The 25,343-nt window shown below is 56.6% G+C and carries 26 protein-coding genes; 16 read left to right on the top strand and 10 right to left on the bottom strand.

From position 1 onward, the window contains the following. Positions 1 to 74: 74 nt before the first annotated feature. The 5 genes from bssS to mdtH form a co-directional block, all read right to left on the bottom strand. Positions 75 to 329 (bottom strand): biofilm formation regulator BssS, encoded by a 255-nt coding sequence (gene bssS, locus N037_RS02265; protein ID WP_008500827.1) that lies wholly within the window; start codon positions 327 to 329, stop codon positions 75 to 77. A 274-nt stretch (positions 330 to 603) separates the two neighbouring features. Continuing rightward, positions 604 to 849: a DNA damage-inducible protein I gene (gene dinI / locus N037_RS02260; RefSeq protein ID WP_032638656.1), complete on the bottom strand. Its 246-nt coding sequence runs from the start codon at positions 847 to 849 to the stop codon at positions 604 to 606. Positions 850 to 923: 74 nt separating this feature from the next. Continuing rightward, positions 924 to 1,970, bottom strand: coding sequence for a dihydroorotase (gene pyrC, locus N037_RS02255; protein WP_032638655.1), 1,047 nt, complete (start codon positions 1,968 to 1,970; stop codon positions 924 to 926). Between the two features lie 126 nt (positions 1,971 to 2,096). Then, positions 2,097 to 2,657, bottom strand: a complete 561-nt coding sequence (locus N037_RS02250) for a lipoprotein (RefSeq protein ID WP_023311126.1) — start codon at positions 2,655 to 2,657, stop codon at positions 2,097 to 2,099. A 123-nt stretch (positions 2,658 to 2,780) separates the two neighbouring features. Beyond that, positions 2,781 to 3,989: a multidrug efflux MFS transporter MdtH gene (gene mdtH / locus N037_RS02245; RefSeq protein WP_023335256.1), complete on the bottom strand. Its 1,209-nt coding sequence runs from the start codon at positions 3,987 to 3,989 to the stop codon at positions 2,781 to 2,783. Between the two features lie 236 nt (positions 3,990 to 4,225). Between mdtH and rimJ the strand changes: the two genes are divergently transcribed. The 4 genes from rimJ to murJ all read left to right on the top strand — a co-directional run bounded on the left by rimJ (position 4,226) and on the right by murJ (position 8,061). Continuing rightward, complete coding sequence (gene rimJ, locus N037_RS02240; RefSeq protein ID WP_008500822.1) at positions 4,226 to 4,810, top strand: ribosomal protein S5-alanine N-acetyltransferase; 585 nt, start codon at positions 4,226 to 4,228, stop codon at positions 4,808 to 4,810. Between the two features lie 9 nt (positions 4,811 to 4,819). After that, positions 4,820 to 5,470 (top strand): YceH family protein, encoded by a 651-nt coding sequence (locus N037_RS02235; protein WP_023335257.1) that lies wholly within the window; start codon positions 4,820 to 4,822, stop codon positions 5,468 to 5,470. A 2-nt stretch (positions 5,471 to 5,472) separates the two neighbouring features. Then, positions 5,473 to 6,396, top strand: a complete 924-nt coding sequence (locus tag N037_RS02230; RefSeq protein ID WP_032638653.1) for a Gfo/Idh/MocA family protein — start codon at positions 5,473 to 5,475, stop codon at positions 6,394 to 6,396. A 129-nt stretch (positions 6,397 to 6,525) separates the two neighbouring features. Next, entirely contained in the window at positions 6,526 to 8,061 is a 1,536-nt protein-coding gene (gene murJ / locus N037_RS02225) for a murein biosynthesis integral membrane protein MurJ (protein WP_023335259.1), read from the top strand. Positions 8,062 to 8,120: 59 nt separating this feature from the next. Here the strand turns inward: murJ and flgN are convergent, their stop codons facing one another. From flgN to flgA, 3 genes are all read right to left on the bottom strand, one after another. After that, positions 8,121 to 8,546, bottom strand: coding sequence for a flagella biosynthesis chaperone FlgN (flgN, locus tag N037_RS02220; RefSeq protein WP_023335260.1), 426 nt, complete (start codon positions 8,544 to 8,546; stop codon positions 8,121 to 8,123). 4 nt (positions 8,547 to 8,550) lie between these two features. Continuing rightward, positions 8,551 to 8,844, bottom strand: a complete 294-nt coding sequence (gene flgM, locus N037_RS02215; RefSeq protein WP_023335261.1) for a flagellar biosynthesis anti-sigma factor FlgM — start codon at positions 8,842 to 8,844, stop codon at positions 8,551 to 8,553. Between the two features lie 93 nt (positions 8,845 to 8,937). Continuing rightward, positions 8,938 to 9,597, bottom strand: a complete 660-nt coding sequence (flgA, locus tag N037_RS02210) for a flagellar basal body P-ring formation chaperone FlgA (RefSeq protein WP_032638649.1) — start codon at positions 9,595 to 9,597, stop codon at positions 8,938 to 8,940. A gap of 157 nt (positions 9,598 to 9,754) precedes the next feature. Between flgA and flgB the strand changes: the two genes are divergently transcribed. From flgB to flgL, 11 genes are all read left to right on the top strand, one after another. Continuing rightward, entirely contained in the window at positions 9,755 to 10,171 is a 417-nt protein-coding gene (flgB, locus tag N037_RS02205) for a flagellar basal body rod protein FlgB (RefSeq protein ID WP_023311135.1), read from the top strand. A 3-nt stretch (positions 10,172 to 10,174) separates the two neighbouring features. After that, positions 10,175 to 10,579, top strand: coding sequence for a flagellar basal body rod protein FlgC (gene flgC / locus N037_RS02200; RefSeq protein WP_032638646.1), 405 nt, complete (start codon positions 10,175 to 10,177; stop codon positions 10,577 to 10,579). Positions 10,580 to 10,590: 11 nt separating this feature from the next. Then, complete coding sequence (gene flgD, locus N037_RS02195) at positions 10,591 to 11,301, top strand: flagellar hook assembly protein FlgD (RefSeq protein ID WP_023335264.1); 711 nt, start codon at positions 10,591 to 10,593, stop codon at positions 11,299 to 11,301. Positions 11,302 to 11,327: 26 nt separating this feature from the next. Beyond that, the gene (gene flgE, locus N037_RS02190; protein WP_023335265.1) at positions 11,328 to 12,536 is read left to right on the top strand and encodes a flagellar hook protein FlgE; all 1,209 of its coding nucleotides are present in this window, start codon (positions 11,328 to 11,330) and stop codon (positions 12,534 to 12,536) included. Between the two features lie 20 nt (positions 12,537 to 12,556). After that, the gene (locus N037_RS02185; protein WP_029740347.1) at positions 12,557 to 13,312 is read left to right on the top strand and encodes a flagellar basal body rod protein FlgF; all 756 of its coding nucleotides are present in this window, start codon (positions 12,557 to 12,559) and stop codon (positions 13,310 to 13,312) included. 11 nt (positions 13,313 to 13,323) lie between these two features. Next, positions 13,324 to 14,106: a flagellar basal-body rod protein FlgG gene (gene flgG, locus N037_RS02180; RefSeq protein ID WP_008500810.1), complete on the top strand. Its 783-nt coding sequence runs from the start codon at positions 13,324 to 13,326 to the stop codon at positions 14,104 to 14,106. A gap of 57 nt (positions 14,107 to 14,163) precedes the next feature. Next, positions 14,164 to 14,862, top strand: coding sequence for a flagellar basal body L-ring protein FlgH (flgH, locus tag N037_RS02175; RefSeq protein WP_023335267.1), 699 nt, complete (start codon positions 14,164 to 14,166; stop codon positions 14,860 to 14,862). Between the two features lie 12 nt (positions 14,863 to 14,874). Next, a complete protein-coding gene (locus N037_RS02170; protein WP_023335268.1) occupies positions 14,875 to 15,972 on the top strand; it encodes a flagellar basal body P-ring protein FlgI in 1,098 nt (365 codons plus the stop codon). Next, on the top strand, positions 15,972 to 16,925 hold the full coding sequence (gene flgJ / locus N037_RS02165; protein ID WP_032638644.1) for a flagellar assembly peptidoglycan hydrolase FlgJ: 954 nt from the start codon (positions 15,972 to 15,974) through the stop codon (positions 16,923 to 16,925). The genes N037_RS02170 and flgJ overlap by 1 nt, the downstream gene beginning before the upstream one ends. Before the next feature lie 75 nt (positions 16,926 to 17,000). Further along, complete coding sequence (flgK, locus tag N037_RS02160) at positions 17,001 to 18,641, top strand: flagellar hook-associated protein FlgK (protein WP_023335270.1); 1,641 nt, start codon at positions 17,001 to 17,003, stop codon at positions 18,639 to 18,641. Positions 18,642 to 18,655: 14 nt separating this feature from the next. Continuing rightward, positions 18,656 to 19,609 carry a flagellar hook-associated protein FlgL gene (gene flgL / locus N037_RS02155; RefSeq protein ID WP_023335271.1) on the top strand — a complete coding sequence of 318 codons (954 nt, stop codon included), beginning with the start codon at positions 18,656 to 18,658 and terminating at the stop codon, positions 19,607 to 19,609. Positions 19,610 to 19,682: 73 nt separating this feature from the next. Here the strand turns inward: flgL and N037_RS02150 are convergent, their stop codons facing one another. Next, on the bottom strand, positions 19,683 to 20,897 hold the full coding sequence (locus tag N037_RS02150; RefSeq protein ID WP_032638642.1) for an MFS transporter: 1,215 nt from the start codon (positions 20,895 to 20,897) through the stop codon (positions 19,683 to 19,685). Between the two features lie 145 nt (positions 20,898 to 21,042). Here N037_RS02150 and N037_RS02145 point away from each other — a divergent pair, with 145 nt between their 5' ends. Further along, positions 21,043 to 21,945 (top strand): LysR family transcriptional regulator, encoded by a 903-nt coding sequence (locus tag N037_RS02145; protein ID WP_072163846.1) that lies wholly within the window; start codon positions 21,043 to 21,045, stop codon positions 21,943 to 21,945. Positions 21,946 to 21,986: 41 nt separating this feature from the next. Here N037_RS02145 and rne read toward each other — a convergent pair whose 3' ends face one another. Next, a complete protein-coding gene (gene rne, locus N037_RS02140; protein WP_032638636.1) occupies positions 21,987 to 25,109 on the bottom strand; it encodes a ribonuclease E in 3,123 nt (1,040 codons plus the stop codon). Positions 25,110 to 25,343 lie beyond the last annotated feature (234 nt).

Below are 25,343 nucleotides of genomic sequence, written 5' to 3'. Positions count from 1 at the left end.
AACGCGGGGTTAGACAAGGGAGAAATAAATAAGGCACCGCGAGGGTGCCTGTAGAGAGAAAAGTGGGCATAAGCTTAGTGCCGTTTATACTCATTTTCCTGATAGTCGCCAGATTCTATTTTTGCAATACCTGCCTCTAAAATAGAAATAAACTGACGGGCGACGTCTGTTGTAAGCCACAGCGTCTGTCCAACTTCCGCTTCTTCACGGTTGAGTTGATTCGGGGTCTGGTAGTGCAAACGCAGCATCAGCGCATCGTAGCTATCTACGGTACTGATATCCCAGCCAACAAGTGGATGGGTCTGGATCACTTCACTATTCTTTTCCATTATAACCCCCTTAATGCGTGTTAGAAGACAACGGCTCTGAGGTTCAATGCATGTTTTTCTGAAAGCATCTTCAGTATACCAAGTAATAAGGGTTCCGACGGGAAAAATAAACAGGTGGCAACACATTTTTCTGCTTTTTAGGATTGTTCGAACAATAAAACACCATCTTGTTCACGATTCTTAAAGAAGATGCCGAATTAATTTGAACTTACAGAATTTTTAGGCAAAAAAAAGCCGGGGCGACCCGGCAAAAAAACACAATGAGGGAGCAGTGTTAATCTGTGATAAACCAGTCTTCTGCGCTTTCCCACGTTTCCTGCAGGATTTCGCTGATGCGGTCTTTATCTTCTTTCGCAGCACCAATGACAGAGAGGTTGTTCGCCGCGGCGTAACGTACCGTTACGGCACCGGTATTGTCGGGAAAAGTGTTGTTAATACGGCGGGATAATTCGCCTGCCAGTGCATCAAGCGCGCCGGCAGGCAGAACGGTTGTTTTGGCTATGGTGACTTCAATACGCATAAATGCCCCCTGTGTAATATACTGTTTATTTATACAGGTATATTATCGGTTTGACAACAAGGGGCACTGATTTTTTAACGTTTTACCGTCCAGTTGACGGTTTCGCCTGCCAGGAATGGGATCAGCGTGTCATCCGTCAGCGCAATGGACTCCTCAACGTGGCTCGCTTTACGCTCCAGTTCGATGAAGGTGTCATTGACCGGCAGGCCGTAGAAACGCGGGCCGTTAAGGGAGCAGAACGCTTCGAAATGTTCCAGCGCGTTCATCTCTTCAAATGCGGTCGCGTAGCTGGCAAGCGCCGTTGGGGCGTTGAAGCAGCCTGCGCAGCCGCAGCTCGCCTCTTTACGATGGCGGGCGTGAGGCGCGGAATCGGTGCCGAGGAACGCGCGGGAGAAGCCGCTGGCAACCAGCTCGCGCAGCGCCTGCTGGTGGATGTTGCGCTTGAGAATCGGCAGGCAGTACAGGTGAGGGCGCACCCCGCCTACCAGCATGTGGTTACGGTTAAACATCAGGTGCTGCGGCGTAATGGTGGCGGCGATAAGATCGTTGCCGTCACGCACATACTCTGCCGCGTCTTTAGTGGTGATGTGCTCAAAGACCACTTTAAGCGCGGGCAGGCGCTGGCGCAGAGGCTCCATTACGGTCTCGATAAAGCGGGCTTCACGGTCGAAGATGTCAATCTCGGCGTGCGTGACTTCACCGTGGACCAGCAGCGGCATGCCCAGTTTCTGCATGCGTTCCAGAACCGGCATGATGGCATCAATGCTGGTGACGCCGTGGCTGGAGTTGGTGGTGGCATTCGCCGGGTAGAGTTTCGCCGCCGTAAATACGCCTTCGTTAAACCCGCGCTCCACTTCGTTCGGGTCCAGCGAGTCGGTCAGATAGCAGGTCATCAACGGGGTAAAATCGTGCCCCGCAGGCACGGCATCCATAATGCGCTGGCGATAGGCGATCGCGGCATCGACGGTGGTGACTGGTGGAACCAGGTTAGGCATGACAATCGCGCGGCCATAAATTTCGCTGGTATAAGGCACGACGGTTTTCAGCATATCGCCATCACGCAGATGGATATGCCAGTCGTCTGGGCGGCGGATTTTAAGAACCTGGGGTTGTGCAGTCATGGAAGCTCCGGCTTGTCAGGAATCAGTCATAAGGATGGCTGTTTTTGCCGGACACAAATCATAAGCGGAAACGTTTTCGTTTGCACACTTTTCCGTAAAAAAAAGGGCGCCGCAGCGCCCTTCAGGTTAATCGGTGAAAGGAATGATAATTTCACCCGGTTTCACCTCTATCCCTTTTGCGTATTTTTTCGCCAGAGCTTCACCCTTGCTTTTGTCTTCACTTAAGACGTACGCGGGTTGCTGGTTAAAATAATTACGCAGCGACTGGTTCAGATAGGGCATCAGGGTTTGCAGAACCGGTGCCATCTTGTCCGGCGACACCTGCGCATCGACGACTTCCATCTCCTGCAGGAAAATGGCCCCTTTTTCTTTGTTGAAAACGGGGAGCGCCTTCAGCTTGAGCTTGATGTTGGCTTTCTGATTACCGAAGAGGGATGACATATCAAGATCCGCATCGCCGGCCAGGGTGACTTTGTTTGGTTCTTCACGTCCGATCTGGCTGGTCAGATTCGTGAGCACGATATGCGCGTCCGCCAGCCCCGGCACGCCAATGTCTTTAGAAAAATTATTATGTTTTTCCAGCGCCTGATTAATTTCCTGTTCACTGACGGTATATTGCGTGAGCTGGTTACAGCCAACCAGCAGACCGCTGACAACTAATGCCGCGGCAAAGACAATTTTCTTCATAGTGTTCCTCAACGAAAAATCGGCGCTTCTGTCCTGTTACGTCAGTATGTCAGTGTGAATTAGCAGAAACCAGCAGAAAAAACTGAGAAGTGGGGCGGGAGCGGCTCCCGCCCGAGGGAAAGGCTACGCGCCAGGTTCGAGCATACCGCTCGCGCTGCGTTTCTGGCTGAACTGCCACCACAGGGCAAGGAGCGTCATAAAGCCCACCACGCCGAGCATCATCCACGGGAGTTCGGGCTGGTTTAACGCTTTGCCGGCATCAAACAGCCAGCCGCCACCGGCGTAACCTAATGCGCCGCCAAGCGCCAGCCCCAGCCGGCTGAAGCCCATATAGCTGCCGCGCGCACGCGCATCCGCAAGGGAGGCGCTCAGCGTTTCGCGGGCAGGCTCGGCGATGATCGACCCTATGTAGAACGTGCAAATCAGGGTAAACAGCTGCTGGAGAGAGTTCACCAGGCCGATCGGCATCATGCTCAGCGTCATCAGGAACAGCCCTGCCATCAGGCGATGCTCCAGACGAAAACGCCGCTCGCTCCAGCGGGCTATCGGATAGAGCAGCGTCAGGGAAAGTGCGGCTTCAATGGCATACATCCATTTAACGGCAGCAGGCGTGCCCGCAATGTCGTTAACCATGATCGGCAGCATCAGCATGACCTGCACAGCCAGCATGTAGTAGCCCGTCAGGGTCAACACATAGGTGACAAAACGTTTGTCGCGCAGGACGCGGCCAAGCCCTTCCCGGACCGGCGCTTTGACCGTCGACAGTTTCCAGGCGGGCAGGAACAGGCCATTAAACAGCGCGCACAGAATAAAGAGCACCGCTCCCGCCGCGCAGACCAGACGGAAGTCATACTGCAGCAGCCAGCTTCCCAGCAGGGCGCCGATAACCGCCCCGGCACTGTCCTGCATCATCAGAATCGAGAAGAAACGACCGCGATGCTGCGGGCGAATAAGCTTCACCACCAGCGCAGTGCGCGGCGGATCGAACAGCGTGCCCCCGATACCGGAGAGGAAGCAGGAGAACCAGAGCAGCCAGGGCTCATGGGCAATCGCCATCGTGGCAAAGCCTGCCGCGCGCAGCAGCATACCGGTCACGATCATCGGCTTGGCGCCAAAGCGGTCGGCGATGGCTCCGCCAAAGACCCCCAGCCCCTGCTGGACAAACTGGCGTAACCCCAGGGCAATGCCAACCATTAATGCCGCCCAGCCCATTTGATCGACAAAGCGAATCGATATCAATGGAAAAACGACAAAAAAGCCGAGCACGACCAGCATGTTATCGACGAGCAGGAAATATTTACCCAGGCTCCTGGCCTGTGATACGCGGGACATTTTCCCTCCAGGGAAAATAAGAAGGTGAGCACGCTAACATTCTGCGGTGTTGCCAGGTTTTTTCCCACCCCCGGGCGTGACAATATTTTTTTATCAAAAGGGTGCTTTGATAGAGAGTTCTCATCGAAAAGTGTGAAAAGAGGGCAAAATGGTATGTCACTGTTTTCACAGACGGCGCAGGCGCAGGTATAGTAAAGCTAATGGGTAAGCAGAAGTGACGGGAAGGAGTGGTATCGATGTTTGGCTATCGCAGTAATGTGCCAAAAGTGCGTCTGACAACGGACAGGCTGGTCGTTCGTCTGGTGCATGAGCGTGATGCCTGGCGTCTGGCGGATTATTACGCCGAGAATCGCCAGTTTTTAAAACCCTGGGAACCCGTTCGGGATGAGAGCCATTGTTACCCTTCAGGCTGGCAGGCGCGCCTCAGCATGATTACGGAATTTCACAAGCAGGGCAGCGCGTTTTATTTCGCGCTGCTGGATCCTGAAGAGAAAGAGATTATCGGGATCGCCAATTTTTCAAACGTGGTGCGCGGATCGTTTCACGCCTGCTACCTTGGCTACTCCATCGGCCAGAAATGGCAGGGGCAGGGGCTGATGTACGAGGCGTTAACGGTGGCGATCCGCTATATGCAGCGCACGCAGCATATCCATCGCATCATGGCGAACTATATGCCGCATAATCAGCGCAGCGGCAATTTGCTGGCGCGTTTAGGGTTTGAGAAAGAGGGTTACGCCAAAGACTATCTGCTGATAGACGGAGAGTGGCGCGACCACGTTCTGACGGCGTTAACCACCCGGGACTGGACCGCAGGTCGTTAAGGAGAAAAGATGAAGTATCAGCTAAACGGTACAGAAGCGCGCGTGATTGGGTGCTTACTCGAAAAACAGGTCACCACGCCGGAGCAGTATCCGCTCTCCGTCAACGCCGTGACCATGGCCTGCAACCAGAAGACCAACCGCGAGCCGGTGATGAACCTCAGCGAGCATGACGTTCAGGACGTGCTGGATGCGCTGGTAAAACGCCACTATCTGCGCACCGTCAGCGGCTTTGGCAACCGCGTGACCAAGTACGAACAGCGCTTTTGTAACTCCGAATTTGGCGACCTGAAGCTGAGCAGTGCGGAAGTGGCGGTCATCGCCACGCTGCTGCTGCGCGGGGCGCAGACGCCGGGGGAGCTGCGCACGCGCGCTTCCCGTATGCATGAGTTCAGCGATATGCAGGAGGTCGAGCAGACGCTTGAAGGGCTGGCTTCTCGTGAAGACGGCCCTTACGTGGTGCGTCTGGCCCGCGAGCCGGGCAAGCGTGAAAGCCGCTATATGCACCTGTTCAGCGGCGACGTGGATGCCGCGACCGTGGCGAGCGACGCGGGATCCTCAGCAAGCAATGACACTCTTGCCGCGCGCGTCGAGGCGCTGGAAGACGAGGTCGCCGGCCTGAAACAGCGTCTGGATGCGTTGCTGGCACACCTGGGAGACTGACGGTGAAAAAATTACGTGTAGGCGTAGTGGGGCTGGGCGGCATCGCGCAAAAAGCCTGGCTGCCTGTTTTAGGTGCAGCGACGGACTGGATCCTGCAAGGGGCATGGTCACCCACCCGCGAAAAGGCAGAACGTATCTGCGAAACCTGGCGCATTCCGTATGCTGCCTCCCTGCAGGATTTGGCCCGCGAGTGCGATGCGGTCTTTGTTCATACTTCAACGGCAACCCACTATCAGGTGGTGAGCGAGTTGCTCAAGGCGGGCGTTCACGTCTGCGTGGATAAACCGCTGGCGGAAAATGTTCAGGATGCCGAACGGCTGATTGAGCTGGCCGCGCGCAAAAACCTGACGCTGATGGTGGGCTTCAACCGCCGTTTCGCGCCGCTTTATCAGCAGCTAAAGGCGCAGTCGAGCACGCTCGCCTCGCTGCGCATGGATAAGCACCGTACCGACAGCATTGGGCCAAACGATCTGCGCTTCACCCTTCTGGATGACTATCTGCACGTTGTGGATACGGCGCTGTGGCTGAGCAACGGTAATGCGCTGCTGAAAAGCGGTACCCTGGTGACAAACGATCAGGGGCAGATGGTTTACGCGGAACACCACTTTGCCGTTGAGCATCTTCAGATTACCACCAGCATGCACCGTCGGGCGGGAAGTCAGCGTGAATCCGTGCAGGCGGTGACCGACGGCGCGCTGTACGACATTACGGACATGCGCGAGTGGCGGGAAGAGAAGGGCAACGGCGTGGTGACGCTCCCGGCGCCCGGCTGGCAGAGTACCCTCGAGCAGCGCGGCTTTGCAGGATGCGCCCGCCACTTTATTACCTGTGTGCAAAATCAGACGGTTCCTGAAACGTCCGGCGAGCAGGCCATTATGGCGCAGCGCATTGTGGAAAGGCTCTGGCGCGAAGCCATGAGTGAATAACTCGCTGTAACATCTGCGGATAGTAATTCGTTGAAATCAGGTTAGACTAAGCGCCGCTTGTTGGCTTTGCCGGGTGGCGCTTTCGCTTACCTGGCCTACAAATCCGTATGGTTCTGGAAATTCACGTTAATGAACTTATTAAAATCGCTGGCAGCCGTCAGCTCGATGACCATGTTTTCCCGCGTGCTGGGTTTTGCGCGTGATGCCATTGTGGCAAGGGTCTTTGGTGCAGGGATGGCAACGGACGCCTTTTTCGTCGCGTTTAAATTGCCGAACCTCCTGCGCCGCATTTTTGCTGAAGGGGCGTTTTCCCAGGCGTTCGTTCCCATCCTGGCGGAATATAAAAGCAAACAGGGTGAAGACGCGACGCGCGTATTTGTTTCGTATGTCTCCGGGCTGCTGACGCTGGCCCTGGCGGTGGTGACCGTCATTGGGATGCTGGCGGCGCCGTGGGTGATTATGGTGACCGCGCCCGGTTTTGCCGATACGGCTGACAAATTTGCGCTGACCTCGCAGCTGCTGCGCATTACTTTTCCCTATATTCTGCTCATCTCGCTGGCCTCGCTGGTGGGGGCGATCCTCAACACCTGGAACCGCTTCTCTGTTCCGGCGTTTGCGCCGACCTTTCTTAACGTCAGCATGATCGGTTTTGCCCTGTTCGCCGCGCCGCACTTCAACCCGCCGGTGCTGGCGCTGGCCTGGGCGGTTACCGTCGGCGGCGTGCTGCAGCTGGCGTATCAGCTGCCGCATCTGAAAAAAATCGGCATGCTGGTGCTGCCGCGCATTAATCTCAAAGATGCCGGGGCGATGCGCGTGATCAAGCAGATGGGACCCGCCATTCTCGGCGTCTCCGTCAGCCAGATCTCGCTTATCATCAACACCATCTTTGCCTCTTTCCTCGTGTCCGGCTCGGTTTCCTGGATGTACTACGCCGACCGTCTGATGGAGTTCCCGTCCGGGGTGCTGGGCGTGGCGCTGGGGACCATCCTGCTGCCGTCGCTGTCGAAAAGTTTTGCCAGCGGCAATCATGATGAATATTGCCGCCTGATGGACTGGGGGTTACGTCTCTGCTTCCTGCTGGCCCTGCCAAGCGCGGTGGCGCTGGGTATTCTGGCCAAACCGCTGACGGTGTCGCTCTTCCAGTACGGGAAATTTACCGCCTTTGATGCCGCCATGACCCAGCGCGCGCTGATTGCCTACTCGGTCGGATTGATGGGGCTGATCGTTGTCAAGGTGCTGGCACCAGGCTTCTACTCGCGTCAGGACATCAAAACGCCGGTGAAAATTGCCATTGTGACGCTGATTATGACGCAGCTGATGAACCTGGCGTTTATTGGTCCGCTGAAGCATGCCGGCCTGTCATTATCAATTGGTCTGGCGGCCTGCCTGAATGCCGGGCTGCTGTACTGGCAGCTGCGCAAGCAGGATATTTTCACGCCGCAGCCGGGCTGGGGGAGTTTCCTGGTGCGTCTGATCGTTGCGGTACTGGTGATGTCTGCCGCGCTGCTCGGCATGATGTACGTGATGCCGGAGTGGTCCCTGGGCACCATGCCCTACCGTCTGATGCGGCTGATGGCCGTGGTAGGCGTCGGGGTGGTGGCTTACTTTGCCACGCTGGCAGTGCTGGGCTTCAAAGTGAAAGAGTTTGCCCGCCGTACGGCATAAACGCCAAAAGGGGAGTTCACCTTATGGTGCTCCCCATTGCAAGATTTGTCGCTGAGGCTTCAAATCGAAATCTTTTTAACTCCCGCAATACGCGCAGTCGCCGTCTGACCATCCGCACCGTACAGTCCGGTTTCTTTATGCGGTTTCAACACTTCAAGCGCCTGCTGATTACGCTCAATCTGACCTTCAAGCAGCCAGCCGTTGTGCTGGTTAAGGTCGCGCAGATGCTGGGTTTTTGCGGTAATGGTTTGCCAGCGCTCAACAATATCGTCATTGGCGCTGCGCTTTGGATCTTGCTCAGCGCGGCGCTGCTGCTCCAGATAATCCAGCGTTGCCAGAAGCGAACTTTTGTCTTCAGTAATACGCTGCAGCGCGCTGCCGTTGATGTGACCGGAAGAGAGATGCTGCTGTTCAGCGTCCATTACCGTTTTCAGGTCGTTCAGGACTACCGTCATTTGATCCAGTATTTCTGACAGTCGACTCATACGGTTAGTTACTCTGCAAGAAACTCTGTGCTTCCTGAATCAGGGCATCAGCGATTTTGCTGGTGTCCATTTTCAGCTCACCGTTACGAATAGCCGTTTTCAGCGCTTCAACACGTTCCATATTGATATCGTTGCTGCCTGGCTGCATCAGTTTTGCCTGCGCGTCGCTCAGGGTTACGCTGGTGCTGTTGGACGTTGACGGCTTTTCCAGACGCGTTTTTTGCGTCGTCGCGTCATTCGTTTCGCGAGGTTGTACAGCGCTTACCGGCTTCAGGGCTGATGTACGATCAATGCTCATAGTGTTGTCCTCATCGAGGGTTCGCGGCGTTTGCGCCTGACATCATCATTAATGGAATATTTATCGGCACGCGCCGCAAAATCTTTAAAAAGATTATAGGTTAATCAGAATATTCCCATCAGAATCGACGATTCCGCTCACCACCTGGCCTGAGGACATTCTGACGCGGGCATTTTGCGCCACCGCGGCATTGTTTAACGCTTTCCCTTCGCTGTTGATGCTAAAGCCATCTCCGTTGGCCACGACCATCACCTGTTGACCCGCTTTTACCCGCCACGACTGACGCAGCATCGAGAGCTGTATCGGCTGGCCGGGGGCGACATCGCGCAGGCTGACGGCGTCCTGTGCCTGGTTCATTTCCAGCATGGTGCGTGGAGGCAACTGATCCAGACGGCCGCGCTTTAACGTCACGCTGTTCGTCTGCAGCACGGTGCCGCGCGCAATGGGCACGGCGGCGACAACATAATTGCCCGTCGCCTGAACTGCAACCTGTAAATAGCGTTTTTCGTTGGCGCAGCGTGCCAGCACGTTCACATTCCCCCACAGCCTGGTGGTCCCCGTCACGCTGAATGACGGTTGGTCACAGGTCGGGTACAGATTCGGTGGGGTGCGCACGGTAACGTTAACCTCATCGCTAAAGCCCGCCAGCTTTTCAGCAAAAAAAGCCGTCAGCTGATCCTGTAAGCCATCAGCCTGTACCAGAGGGCTAAACAGCAAGAAGGTTGCCATCAGGCCACGTTTTAACGTTTGCATCGCAAGTTCCACCGTTTCCAGAGTTGAATGAATTCTACCTGCAGTGGTTTTGCATCAACGCAATAAATAGCGACGCATTTTGCGCTTATTCCGTCGATAGGGGAGACCGGGTGAGATTTAAGCTGTGAACTGAAATTTTGCCATCAGCGGAGGAGACATGCTCGATAAACTCGACGCCGCGTTACGTTTTCAGCAGGAAGCGCTCAATTTACGCGCCCAGCGGCAGGAGATTTTAGCCGCCAACATCGCTAACGCCGATACCCCAGGGTTTCAGGCGCGCGATATTGATTTTTCCAGTGAACTCAAAAAGGTGATGGAGCGTGGACGTGCCGAAGGAACGGGTGTTGCACTTGCCATGACATCCTCTCGCCATATTCCTGCTCAGGCGATGACCGCGCCAGCGACCGATTTACTTTACCGCATCCCCGATCAGCCCTCACTCGACGGTAACACCGTGGATATGGACCGGGAGCGTACGCAGTTTGCCGATAACAGCCTGAAATATCAGACGGGCCTGACCGTACTCGGCGGACAAATCAAAGGCATGATGAACGTCCTGCAGGGGGGGAACTGATAGATGGCCTTGCTGAATATTTTTGATATTGCCGGTTCGGCATTAACCGCACAGTCCCAGCGCCTGAACGTGGCTGCCAGTAACCTGGCGAACGCCGACAGCGTGACCGGACCTGACGGGCAGCCTTACCGTGCCAAACAGGTTGTCTTTCAGGTCGATGCTGCGCCAGGCGCGGCGACGGGCGGCGTGAAGGTGTCTGATGTGGTAGAGAGCCAGGCGCCGGACAGGCTGGTGTATGAGCCAGGTAACCCGCTCGCGGATGCCAGCGGATACGTGAAGATGCCAAACGTGGATGTGGTGGGTGAGATGGTGAACTCCATGTCGGCTTCCCGCAGCTACCAGGCCAACGTCGAAGTGCTTAATACCGTGAAGAGCATGATGCTCAAAACGCTCACTCTCGGCCAGTAAAGGAGACATGCATGTCCATCGCCGTAAATGTGAATGATCCTACGAACTCGGGTGTTAATAACACGAACAGTTCGACAGGTTCTAACTCCCTGACGGGGAGTAACGCCGCCGACCTTCAGGGCAGCTTTCTGACGCTGCTGGTGGCGCAGCTTAAGAACCAGGACCCGACTAACCCAATGCAGAACAACGAACTGACTACGCAGCTTGCGCAGATCAGCACCGTGAGCGGCATTGAGAAACTGAACACCACCCTCGGTTCCGTCTCCGGGCAGATTAACAGCGCCCAGTCTCTGCAGGCGGCAAGCCTGATTGGTCACGGGGTGATGATCCCGGGTACCACGATCCTGGCGGGCAGCAGCACCACCGATGGCAACACCACCACGACCACCACGCCGTTTGGCGTTGAACTGCAGCAGCCGGCTGACAAAGTGACCGCGACGATCACCGACTCAACCGGCGCGGTGGTTCGCACCATCGAAATTGGTGAACTGAAGGCGGGCGTTCACACCTTTACGTGGGATGGCAGCCTGACCGACGGTACTAAAGCGCCGAACGGTTCCTACAAAGTGGCAATCAGCGCCAGCAACGGGACGACCCAGCTGGTGGCACAGCCGCTGCAGTTCGCGCTGGTCCAGGGCGTAATTAAAGGTAGCGACGGCAACAAACTGGATTTGGGTACCTCTGGTACCACCACACTCGACGAAGTTCGGCAGATTATCTAAGCCTTAACACTTATCAGGAGTAAGTCATGGCCTTTTCTCAAGCGGTCAGCGGCCTGAATGCTGCGGCCACAAACCTGGACGTCATTGGCAACAACATCGCCAACTCCGCGACCTATGGTTTTAAATCCGGTTCTGCTTCCTTTGCAGACATGTTTGCCGGTTCCAAAGTCGGCCTCGGCGTGAAAGTTGCGGGCATCACTCAGGACTTTACCGACGGCACCACTACCAATACCGGTCGCGGTCTGGACGTTGCCATTAGCCAGAACGGTTTCTTCCGTATGGTCGATGCAAACGGCTCGGTGTTCTACAGCCGTAACGGCCAGTTCAAGCTGGACGAAAACCGTAACCTGGTGAACATGCAGGGGATGCAGTTAACCGGTTATCCGGTTGCCGGAACGCCATCAACGGTTCAGACCGGGGCGAACCCACAGGCCATTAATATCCCGACCACGTTGATGGCCGCGAAGTCCACCACCACGGCTTCCCAGCAGATTAACCTGAATTCCACCGATACCGCACCGACCACCGCCTTTGATCCGACTAACCCGGACACGTACAACAAAAAAGGTACGGTGACCGTCTTTGATAGCCAGGGTAATGCGCACAACATGAACCTGTTTTACGTCAAAGATGCAACCCCGGCTAACTCCTGGAAAGTGTATGCCCAGGACGGTAGCGTCGCAGGCAGCACGGCGGCACTGGCCACCACGCTGACCTTCGATAATAACGGTACGCTGACCGGCGGTGGAAATATCAACATCACTACCGCGACCATCCCTGGTGCGACGCCAGCGACCTTCGCCATGAGTTTTGCTAACTCCATGCAGCAGAACACCGGTGCGAACAATATCGTCGCGACCAGCCAGAATGGTTTTAAACCAGGCGACCTGGTGAGCTACCAAATCAATGACGACGGCACTGTGGTCGGTAACTACTCCAACGAACAGACCCAGGTTCTGGGCCAGATCGTGCTGGCAAACTTCGCCAACAACGAAGGTCTGAAATCGGAAGGCGACAACGTCTGGTCTGCCACCCAGTCCTCCGGCGTGGCGCTGTTGGGTACGGCCGGAAGCGGTAACTTCGGCACGCTGACCAACGGCGCGCTGGAAGCCTCTAACGTCGATCTGAGTAAAGAACTGGTGAACATGATCGTCGCGCAGCGTAACTATCAGTCGAACGCGCAGACCATCAAAACCCAGGACCAGATCCTCAACACGCTGGTTAACCTGCGTTAAGCGGCTAACAGGAAAGCGCAATGGATCACGCAATATATACCGCGATGGGCGCGGCAAGCCAGACGCTCAATCAGCAGGCCGTTACCGCCAGCAACCTGGCAAACGCCTCTACGCCGGGCTTTCGCGCACAGCTTAATGCGCTGCGCGCGGTGCCGGTTGAAGGGCTCTCCCTGCCGACCCGTACGCTGGTCACCGCATCGACCCCTGGCGCAGATATGACGCCAGGGCAGATGGATTACACCTCACGCCCGCTGGACGTTGCTCTGCAGCAGGACGGCTGGCTGGCGGTGCAAACGGCGGACGGCAGCGAAGGCTATACCCGTAACGGCAATATCCAGGTGAGCGCGACGGGCCAGCTGACGATTCAGGGGCATCCGGTGATGGGGGAAGCGGGTCCGCTGACCGTGCCGGAAGGCTCTGAGCTGACTATCGCCGCGGACGGCACCATTTCGGCGCTGAACCCGGGCGATCCGGCCAACACCGTTGCACCCGTCGGACGCCTGAAGCTGGTGAAAGCGGAAGGCAAAGACGTGCAGCGTGGCGACGACGGCATGTTCCGTCTGACCCAGGCGGCGCAGGCGACGCGTGGTGCCACATTACAGGCCGACCCGAGCATCCGCGTGATGTCCGGCGTGCTGGAAGGCAGCAACGTTAAGCCGGTAGCCGCCATGAGCGACATGATCGCCAGCGCCCGCCGCTTTGAAATGCAGATGAAGATCATCAGCAGCGTGGATGAAAACGCGGGCAAGGCTAACCAACTTCTGGCTATGAGTTAACAGGACTCCTTATGATCAGTTCCTTATGGATCGCGAAAACAGGCCTGGACGCCCAGCAAACCAATATGGACGTGATTGCCAACAACCTGGCAAACGTGAGCACCAATGGTTTCAAGCGTCAGCGCGCCGTTTTCGAAGATTTGCTTTATCAAACCATCCGCCAGCCGGGCGCGCAGTCTTCTGAACAGACGACGCTGCCGTCAGGCCTGCAGATCGGTACCGGCGTTCGTCCGGTCGCCACCGAGCGTCTGCACAGCCAGGGCAACCTGTCTCAGACCAACAACAGCAAAGACGTAGCCATCAAAGGCCAGGGCTTCTTCCAGGTGCAGCTGCCTGACGGCACCTCTGCCTATACCCGCGACGGCTCGTTCCAGGTCGATCAGAACGGCCAGCTGGTGACGGCGGGCGGTTTCCAGGTTCAGCCTGCGATTACCATTCCGGCGAACGCCCTGAGCATCACCATCGGACGTGACGGCGTGGTCAGCGTGACCCAGCAGGGACAGGCCGCGCCGGTGCAGGTTGGACAGCTCAACCTGACCACCTTCATGAACGATACCGGTCTGGAAAGCATTGGTGAGAACCTCTACACCGAAACGCAATCCTCCGGTACGCCAAATGAGAGCACCCCGGGCCTGAACGGTGCGGGCCTGCTGTACCAGGGCTATGTTGAAACGTCCAACGTGAACGTGGCGGAAGAGCTGGTGAATATGATCCAGGTTCAGCGCGCGTATGAAATTAACAGTAAAGCAGTGTCGACGACCGACCAGATGCTGCAGAAACTGACGCAACTCTAAGGTGTAGCCCGGTGCGGTAAACGCCGCACCGGCTCCCTGTTTTCGAAGATGAAGGCAATGCAAAAAAACGCGGCGTTTCGTTATCCGATACTGACTGTTCTGGCTGTCACCCTCAGCGGGTGTGCTTTGATCCCGTCTAAACCATTAGTCCAGGGTGCGACGACTGCCCAACCCGTTCCTGGTCCCGCGCCAGTGGTAAACGGCTCCATTTTCCAGACCGCGCAGCCGATTAATTACGGCTATCAGCCGCTGTTTGAAGATCGCCGCCCGCGTAACGTCGGCGATACATTGACCATTGTGCTGCAGGAAAACGTCAGCGCGAGCAAGAGCTCGTCGGCGAATGCCAGCCGCGATGGCAAAACGAATTTTGGCTTCGATACCGTACCGCGCTATCTGCAGGGCCTGTTCGGCAATGCGCGTGCTGATGTCGATGCCTCTGGCGGCAACACCTTCAATGGTAAAGGCGGCGCGAACGCCAGCAACACCTTCAGCGGCACGCTGACGGTCACGGTTGACCAGGTGCTGGTTAACGGCAACTTACACGTTGTGGGTGAAAAACAGATCGCCATCAACCAGGGCACTGAATTCATTCGCTTCTCGGGCGTGGTTAACCCTCGCACCATCAGCGGCACCAACACCGTTCCGTCCACCCAGGTGGCGGATGCGCGCATTGAGTACGTCGGTAACGGCTATATCAATGAAGCGCAAAATATGGGTTGGCTGCAGCGCTTCTTCCTTAATTTATCGCCGATGTAAGCGAGGTGACCCATGTTTAAATCGATCTTCGCCGTGGCGCTCGCGCTGGTGGCAACGTTTGCCCAGGCTGACCGTATTCGCGATCTCACCAGCGTCCAGGGCGTACGTGAGAACTCGCTGATTGGCTATGGCCTGGTGGTGGGGCTGGATGGTACCGGTGACCAGACGACCCAGACGCCCTTCACGACCCAAAGCCTGAACAACATGCTTTCCCAGCTCGGCATTACCGTGCCGGCGGGAACCAACATGCAGCTGAAAAACGTGGCAGCGGTGATGGTCACCGCGTCCTACCCGGCGTTCGCGCGTCAGGGGCAGACCATTGACGTGGTGGTTTCCTCAATGGGTAACGCCAAAAGCCTGCGCGGCGGTACGCTGCTGATGACCCCGCTGAAGGGCGTTGACAGCCAGGTCTATGCGCTGGCGCAGGGGAACATTCTGGTTGGCGGGGCGGGTGCATCCGCAGGCGGAAGCAGCGTGCAGGTGAACCAGCTTAACGGTGGACGTATCACCAACGGGGCGATCATTGAGCGTGAACTGCCGACCCAGTTTGGCGCGGGCAATACTATTAACCTGCAGCTCAATAATGAAGACTTCACGATGGCACAGCAAATTGCCGATACCATCAATCGCAGCCGCGGCTACGGCAATGCAACGGCGCTGGATGCGCGTACCGTGCAGATCCGTACCTCCCCGGGCAGCAGCAACCAGGTGCGTATGCTGGCAGATATCCAGAATATGGAAGTGAACGTTCCGGTACAGGATGCGAAGGTGATCATCAACTCCCGTACCGGCTCGGTGGTCATGAACCGGGAAGTGTCGCTGGACAGCTGTGCCGTCGCCCAGGGTAACCTCTCCGTGACGGTTAACCGCTCCGCGAACGTCAGCCAGCCGAACACGCCATTTGGCGGCGGTCAGACGGTTGTGACGCCGCAAACGCAGATTGATATGCGTCAGAGCGGCGGGTCGCTGCAGAGCGTTCGCTCCAGCGCCAACCTGAACAGCGTGGTGCGTGCCCTGAATGCCCTGGGGGCAACACCGATGGACCTGATGTCCATCCTGCAATCCATGCAAAGCGCGGGCTGCCTGCGCGCCAAACTGGAAATCATCTAATGCTGACCGATAGCAAACTGTTGACCAGTGCAGCCTGGGATGCCCAGTCGCTCAACGAACTGAAAACCAAAGCAGGAAAAGACCCGGCGGCGAATATCCGCCCGGTCGCCCGCCAGGTGGAGGGGATGTTTGTACAGATGATGCTGAAAAGTATGCGCGAAACCCTGCCGAAAGACGGGATGTTCAGCAGCGATTCAACGCGTCTCTACACCAGCATGTATGACCAGCAGATTGCGCAGCAGATGACCGCCGGTAAAGGCCTCGGTCTGGCTGACATGATTGTGAAACAGACCGCAGCCGCGCAGGGGATCCAGCCTGAGGACGCGCCGCAGCAGGTGCCGATGAAGTTCGATCTGGAAACGGTGACCAGTTATCAGAACCAGGCGCTGACGCAGCTGGTCCGTAAAGCCATACCGAAAGCGACGGACAGTAGCGATGAGCCGCTCTCGGGTGACAGCAAAGACTTCCTGGCGCAGCTTTCGCTGCCTGCGCGCCTTGCCAGCCAGCAGAGCGGCGTGCCGCATCACCTGATTCTGGCACAGGCCGCGCTGGAGTCGGGCTGGGGTCAGCGCCAGATCCGCAAGGAAAACGGCGAGCCGAGCTTCAACATCTTCGGCGTGAAAGCCACTTCCAGCTGGAAGGGGCCGACGACGGAAATTACCACCACCGAGTACGAGAACGGTGCGGCGGTGAAGGTCAAAGCAAAATTCCGCGTCTACAGCTCTTATCTGGAAGCGTTGTCCGATTATGTGGGCCTGCTAAGCCGAAATCCGCGCTATACCGCCGTAACGCAGGCGGCGACGGCGGAGCAGGGGGCGCAGGCTCTGCAAAACGCGGGCTACGCGACCGACCCGAACTATGCGCGCAAGCTCACCAGCATGATTCAGCAGCTGAAATCCATGGGCGAGAAGGTCAGCAAAGCCTATAGCACAGATATTGAAAATCTGTTCTGAAAGTTCTCAAGTCCCGGTGGCGGTTGCCGATAACTTTCATCAGGACTCGTGTCTGAACGTATAAAAGGAACCCCCATGTCCAGTTTGATTAACAGCGCCATGAGTGGCCTCAGTGCCGCGCAGTCGGCACTCAATACCGTCAGTAATAATATTTCAAGCTACAACGTGGCAGGTTACACCCGCCAGACGACCGTGCTGGGTGCCTCTAACAGCACGCTGACCGGCGGTGGCTGGGTGGGTAACGGGGTGTATGTCTCCGGTGTCCAGCGTGAGTATGACGCTTTCATCACCAACCAGCTGCGCGCCGCGCAGACGCAGAGCAGCGGTCTGACGACGCGCTATCAGCAGATGTCAAAAATCGACGATGTGCTCTCCGATACCACCAACTCGCTCTCCACCACGCTGCAGGACTTCTTCAAAAGCCTGCAAACCCTGGTGAGCAACGCGGAAGACCCGGCGGCACGTCAGACGGTGCTGGGTAAAGCGGGTGGTCTGGTCAATCAGTTTAAAACCAACGATCAGTATCTCCGTGACCAGGATGCGCAGGTTAATACCGCCATCTCAAGCAGCGTGTCTCAGATCAACAACTACGCGGCACAGATTGCGAATCTGAACGATCAGATCTCCCGGCTGACCGGCGTTGGCGCGGGCGCGTCACCTAACGATCTTCTTGACCAGCGCGATCAGCTCGTGACTGAACTGAACAAAATCGTGGGTGTGGAAGTCTCCGTACAGGATAGCGGCACGTTTAATATCTCTCTCGGTAACGGTTACAGCCTGGTGCAGGGCAGCAAAGCCAGCCAGCTGGCGGCCGTGAAGTCCAGCGCCGATCCGGCTCGTACCACTATCGCCTATGTCGATGACGTGTCGGGCAATATTGAGATCCCGGAAAAACTTATTACCACCGGTTCTTTAGGTGGTTTACTGACCTTCCGTTCTGAAGATCTTGATAAAGCCCGTAACAGCCTGAACCAGATGGCACTGGCCTTTGCCGATGCGATGAACACGCAGCATGAAGCCGGTTTTGATGCTAACGGTGATGCGGGCGGTAAGCTGTTCGACTTTGGTTCTCCGGCGGTGCTCTCCAACAGCAAGAATGGTGGTTCCGCTGTTGTCACGGCATCTGTGGCGGACAGTAAACAAGTTCAGGCAACAGATTATAAGCTGCAATTTAACGGCACCGACTGGACCGTCACCCGCACGTCAGACAAAACCAGCTTTACGATGACCCCGGATGCCAGCGGCAATCTGTCGTTTGATGGCCTTAACGTCAATGTGAGCGGCACGGCAAATACCAAAGACAGCTTTACCGTGAAGCCTGTTTCCAACGTCATCATGAATATGGATCTGGCGATCAGCGACGAGTCTAAACTGGCGATGGCGTCGGTGCAGAACGGCGGTGAAAGCGACAACCGTAACGGCCAAAAACTGCTCGACCTGCAAAACGCTAAAGTGGTGGGGGGCAACAAAACCTTCAACGACGCGTATGCCTCTCTGGTCAGTACCGTCGGTAGCACCACGGCGTCTCTGAAGGTGAGTAGCCAGACGAAAGCCAATGTGGAAACACAGTTAACCAAGCAGCAGCAGACCATCTCTGGGGTAAACCTCGACGAAGAGTATGGCAATTTGCAGCGTTATCAGCAGTATTACCTGGCCAATGCCCAGGTTTTACAAACTGCCAGTACGCTCTTCGATGCAATTATCAATATTCGTTAAGGTTGAGGTGAACAATGCGCATTAGCACCCAGATGATGTACGAACAGAATATGCGTGGGATCACCGATTCTCAGAGCAGATGGCTGAGCTACGGTGAGCAGATGTCCACCGGCAAGCGCGTCAACCGCCCGTCCGACGATCCTATCGCCGCGTCGCAGGCCATCGTTCTGTCACAATCGCAGTCGCAAAACAGCCAGTTTGCCCTCGCGCGTACCTTTGCGACGCAGAAGGTCTCACTGGAAGATAACGTGTTAAGCCAGGTGAACACTGCGATCTCAAGCGTGCGCGAGAAGCTGGTTTACGCCTCGAACGGCACGTTAAGCGATGACGACCGTCTTTCTCTGGCCACCGATATTCAGGGGATCCGCGATCAGCTGATGAACCTGGCCAACACGACGGATGGTAATGGTCGCTTTATCTTTGCGGGATACAAAACCGAGAGCGCACCGTTTGATGCCGCGACCGGAGATTACAACGGCGGCACTGAGGCCATCACGCAGCAGGTCGATACGGCGCGAAATATGGCGATTAGCCATACCGGTCAGCAGATTTTTAACAGCATTACCAGTAATGCGGAAGAGCTGCCTGGCGGTGGATATGGCGAAACAAACATGTTCAAAATCCTCGATTCGGCCATTGCGTCGCTGAAGACACCGATTGAGAACGATCCTGCTGCCGCAACGGCGCAAAGCCAGGTGATAGCCAATGCGCAAATCGGCATCAAAAATTCCCAGAACAATGTCCTGACGGTCGTAGCGGATGTGGGAACCAAGATGAACGAGCTGGAAAAACTCGATACGTTGGGTGATGACCGCGCCCTGGGTCAGACCAAGCAGATGAGCGACCTGGTTGATGTTGACTGGAACGAAGCGATTTCCTCTTACACCATGCAGCAGGCGGCCTTGCAGGCGTCTTATAAAGCGTTTAGCGATATGCAGGGCATGTCTCTGTTCCAGCTGAACAAATAACATCTTGACCTCTTAGAACATGTCTTGAAACTGGACATGTTTTCTGCCCAATCCATCTGGATTGGGCATTTTTTTATGCAACTTCCGCCGGTACGGAGGCGACACGTGCGCTTTCAATCAGACGGATGACCAGCGCAATGATGCCACAGACTGTCGCCAGGGCGACCACGCCCGTCCAGCCAGCCAGCGAGTAGATATTGCTACCTAACGCGGAACCCAGCGCCATCCCGATAAAGACCACCGTAAAGAGCAGGGCATTGAGACGACCCCGCGCCTGCGGCTCAAGGCCGTATACCAGGTTCTGGTGAGCGACCAGGCTGGACTGCAGACCCAGGTCGAACCCGACGGCAGAGACGGCGATCAGCATCAGCTGTCCATGAACACCCAGAGCGGGCATCAGGAACATCAGGGCGAATGAGACGGTCACAAGAACGGCACCCATCTGCGTGACTTTTCCCGCGCCCAGTTTGTCCGCCAGCCCGCCTGCCAGCGGGGCGGCTAACGCACCGGCGGCACCTGCAATACCAAAACCCCCCGCGACGGCACTCCCCAGGTGATAGCGCTCCAGCAGCATGACCGCAAGCGTAGACCAGAAGGCGCTAAAGGCAATCGACAGAAAACCCTGAGCCAGCGCCGCACGGCGCAACGCCGGATAGCGACGCCACAGATGTTCCATTGAGCGCATCAGCGCGGGATAGCTCAGCGTGGAGTGAATGGCAAAACGGGGAAGCACAAACCACATCATCACCCCGATGAACGCAATGCTCGCCGCCGCCAGCTGGTACATGACGCGCCAGCCAAACGCTTCACCCACCACGCCGCTTACGGTTCTTGATAATAAGATACCCATCAGCAACCCGGTCATTACCGTGCCCACGGTTTTCCCCTGTTTACCTTCTGGCGCAAGAATCGCCGCGGCGGGGACAATATCCTGTGCCATGGTGGCGGCCATGCCGATGAGCAGGCTTGCCAGCAGCAGGGAATGGATCTGCCCGGTCAGGCTACAGCCGAGAAGAAACAGCGCCAGCGCCGCACTCTTTACCAGGATTAACGTCCTGCGGTCGTGGCGATCGCCGAGCGGTAGCAGGAACAGGATCCCCAGGGCATATCCCGCCTGGGTGAGCGTCGGGACCAGGCCCATTCCTTCGATACTCAGGTGGAGGTCTGCGCCCATCAGCGGCAGCAGAGGCTGGGCATAATAGATAGATGCCACGCTAAAACCTGCACCTATCGCCAGCATTAAGATTACCCAGCGGCTCACGGCATGGGCGGCGGTTGTTGTGTTCATAAGAAGTTCCTCATTCGTCGTGTGAGGCTATTTTTTATCAGTACGCCTTGCGACGGTAGCGGGCCCGGTGGTAAAACGCTTATACGTTGAACGTATAAGTGAAAATGCAATGAAAAGAGCTGAGCGTATAGATAGGGTGGAGTTAATGCGGACGTTTGTCCGTATTGTGGAGGCGGGTTCCCTCTCTGCGGCGGCGCGGCAGCTGGCCACCACCCAGGCCACGGTGAGCAGACGGTTACAGTCGCTGGAGACCATGCTGGGGGTGCGCCTGATATTGCGCACCACCCACACGACGCGGCTGACGGATGACGGCGAGCGCTGCTATCAGCACGCTCGTCGAGTGATTGACAGCTGGCTGGCGCTGGAGGATGAGGTGGGGCAGACGGAAGATGAGCCCGTAGGCGTGCTGCGGGTGCGGGCACCCCACGCGTTTGGTCAGGACCAGCTTCTGAAACCCGTAACCGAATTTTTGCAACGCTATCCGCAGCTTTCAATTGAGTGGATGCTTAACGATCGCTCGGCCGATTTCCTCGGCGACAACCTTGACTGTGCTATTCGGGTGGGCGTGGAGGTCGATCCGGCGACCGTATCCGTGCTGCTGGCGGAAGTGCCGCGCTCGGTGGTGGCTTCACCGGCGCTGCTGGCCCGTTTTCCAACGGTGACCACGCCGGAGGATTTGCAGCAGTTTCCCTGGATAGCGATCAGCTCTTTCTACCAGCGTCATGTGGAGCTTTTTCACGATGCATCACCGGCCACCGCGCGAGTGGCGATTACCCCACGCCTCAGCACCGATAGTCTGTATGTTGCACGCAACACGGCGCTCACCGGCCTTGGCGTGGCGGTGGTATCCAGCTGGACGGTACAGGATGATATTCGGGAAGGGCGGCTGGTGCATTTGCTGCCAGACTGGCAGCCAGCGGCGTTACCGGTGCATCTGGTTTACCCCTGGTCTCGTTATTATCCGGCACGCTTGCGACGTTTTCTTGAGTTAATGCGGCAGGTCATGCCTGAGGTCACCGGGATGAGAAAGCCCGTGCAGCAGCCATAAAAAAAGCCGACCCTAAGGTCGGCTTTTTACTTTCAGCGTCGTTATTCGACAGACTGCGGACGCGTTGCCGGTGCAGTCGCCTGATGCGTTGCACTGTGGCCGCCTGCAGCGCCTTTACCGTCGAAGCTGAACGCCGGGCGTACCCAGTCACTGTGACGCGGGGCTTCAGGCACGTAATCCGGCGCCGGGGCGCGCGTCATTGGTGCTGTCGCCACGTGGGCAGCGGCTGGCGCAGAAACAACCGGCTCAGGTTTCACTTCAGGCGCTTTCGGCTCTTCAATAACCGGTTCAACCTGAATCTCAACGTCCTGAACGACTTCTTCAGCGGTAGTTTCGACGATGGCTTCAGCGGTGTCCTCCACTGCGGCTACAGGTTCAGCCTCTTCAGCGATTTCCTCAGCTACCACGACATCTTCTTCAGCAATAAGCTGCGGTGCGGCATCAACCGGCGCGGCAATCACTTTCGGATGAGTGGTTTCGACGTCCACTGCCTGAGGGGCTTCAGTTTCAACAACCTGAGGCTCAACTACGGTTGCCGCTTCAGTCACGACGTCTTCTACCGCAGCTGCAGCAGGTGCAATCACCTCTTCGGTTACAGGCTGTTCTTCAACAACCTGCTCCGGGCGAGCAACCGGGTAGCGGATCCAGACTTTGCCGGAGGCCATTTCTGGTGAAGCACAGGCAATGGTCAGCGGCATTGGCGACTGAGTCGGGTAACGCTCGTCACGATAGCGACGGCGGCGCTGGCCGCTGACGCGCAGATGACGTGGAGAACGGCGTGAACGGCGCGGCATACCGGCGTTATCACGGTTTTCACCGTTATCATCCTGCTCAACGTTGTTTTCAACGACCGCTGGCAGGTCAACTTTCGCCAGCTGCGTACCGGTTTCGTTCTCGCGGGATTCAATCGCGACAACGGCTGACTCTTCGGTTACTTCAGAGGCGAAGCGAACTTTCTGAGCAAGCTGGCGCTGCTTACGACGCGGCATAACCTGGGTACGTTCTTCCTGCTCGCCGTCCTGCTGTTCCACAGGCTCTTCGCGGTTCAGGTTTTTGACTTCCTGCTGTGCCTGACGCTTCTCGTCGTTGCGACGACGGCTGCGTTCACGGCGCGGCTGCTGCTCATCACGCTGTTTGCTCTTCTCAGACTCATCGCCCGCCTGCTGGCGAATTTCACGATCTTCAACATTCGACTGTTGTTTCTCGCGACGGTTGCGACGGTTGTCCTCGCGTTGCTCACGGCCTTCGTTATTCTCAGAGCGATTGTCACGGTTGTCACGACGCTCGCTGCGGTCATTACGGTCGTTGCGGTCATTACGATCGCGGCGGTTGTTCTGACGCTTGCGGCGGTCCTGCTGACGCTCTGGTTTGGCCGCTTTAGGCTCTTCTTTCGGCTGTTCTGGCTGAACGTCTTCTTCAGCAAACATCTTCTTCAGCGCACCAAAGAAGCGGCTCAGCAGACCCGGCTGTGCCGGCTGGGCTTTCGCTGCCGCTGCTTCTGGTTTCTTCGCTTCAGGTTTGGCGGCAGGTTTTTCCAGAGCTGCTTCCGGTGGCGCTTCTGGCATGATGAAGGTCGCTAACGCAGGCTGCTCTGGCAGTTTACGCTCGGCAGGCTCTTCATCGGAAGGCAGGGCCATCTCTTCTTCATGCAGCTTCGGCAGCAGGTAGCTGAGGGTGGTCGTCTCTTCGCCCTTACGCACGCGCAGTACGTGATAGTGCGGAGTCTGCATCTGGTCGTTTGGTACGATGATGCAGCGAACGCCGCCCTGACGCGCCTCAATTGCACTTACCGCTGCACGTTTTTCGTTCAGCAGGTAAGAGGCAACGGGAACCGGCACAATGGCGTGAACCTCTTTGGTGTTCTCTTTCAGCGCTTCTTCTTCAATCAGACGCAGAATGGAGAGAGACAGAGATTCGTTGTCACGTACGGTACCGGTGCCGGAGCAGCGCGGACAAACGTGATGGCTGGACTCGCCGAGAGACGGGCTCAGACGCTGACGGGACATCTCCAGCAGGCCAAAGCGTGAGATATGGCTAATCTGGATACGCGCTCGATCCTGACGCACCGCTTCGCGCAGACGGTTTTCAACCGCACGCTGGTGACGAACAGGGGTCATGTCGATGAAGTCGATAACGATCAGACCACCCAGGTCGCGCAGGCGGAGCTGGCGGGCGATTTCATCAGCGGCTTCGAGGTTCGTGTTGTAGGCGGTCTCTTCAATATCGCCACCGCGCGTTGCACGTGCGGAGTTGATGTCGATAGCGGTCAGCGCTTCAGTGGTATCGATAACGATAGAACCGCCGGAAGGCAGACGCACTTCACGCTGGAAGGCGGACTCAATCTGGGATTCGATCTGATAGTGGCTGAACAACGGAATTTCACCGGTGTACAGTTTAATTTTGCTGGTGAAATCCGGACGACCCAGCGCGGCGATGTGCTGGCGCGCCAGCTCAAGCACTTTCGGGTTATCGATCAGAATCTCACCGATGTCCTGACGCAGGTAATCACGGAAGGCACGCACGATAACGTTGCTTTCCTGGTGGATCAGGAATGGAGCAGGGCGGCTTTCCGCCGCTTTCTGAATGGCTTCCCAGTGCTTCAGACGGAAGCTCAGGTCCCACTGCAGCGCTTCGGCAGATTTGCCTACGCCTGCGGTACGCACGATAAGCCCCATGCCATCAGGCAGTTCGAGGCTTGCCAGTGCTTCTTTCAGCTCGGTACGGTCATCACCTTCGATACGGCGAGAGATGCCACCTGCACGCGGGTTGTTAGGCATCAGAACCAGATAGCTCCCTGCCAGGCTGATAAAGGTGGTCAGTGCGGCACCTTTGTTGCCACGCTCTTCTTTATCAATCTGAACGATAACTTCCTGACCTTCACGCAGAACATCTTTGATGTTTGGGCGGCCATGGGCGTTGTAGTTTGCAGGGAAATATTCGCGGGCGATTTCTTTCAGAGGGAGGAAACCATGACGCTCAGCACCGTAATCGACAAATGCAGCTTCAAGGCTTGGTTCAATGCGGGTGATTTTACCTTTGTAAATGTTCGCTTTTTTCTGTTCGTGTCCAGGACTTTCGATATCCAGATCGTACAGGCGCTGCCCATCCACAAGGGCGACACGCAACTCTTCTTGCTGAGTTGCGTTGATTAACATTCTTTTCATCGTAACTTACTCGTTATTCTTACATTGACGACAAAGCTGCGGGCAAGGTGACGCTTTCCGGGGTATGAACCGATGGCCTCGTGTCTGTTCACGTCGCCAACCTCACGGTTGTCGCTCGCTTAAGAGGCGCAGAGTGTCGGTTGCCTGTGTTTCATACGGAAACACAGCGCAATTATCAGGGGAATTGCCTGGGTAGAACTCTCCAGAGAACAATCCTTATACCGGGAAGTACTG

It is taken from the genome of Enterobacter sp. EGD-HP1 (assembly GCF_000733275.2).
Classification (GTDB): Bacteria; Pseudomonadota; Gammaproteobacteria; order Enterobacterales; family Enterobacteriaceae; genus Enterobacter.
Note: the sequence above shows the minus strand (reverse complement) of the source record. Positions and strands in the feature narration are given on the sequence as shown.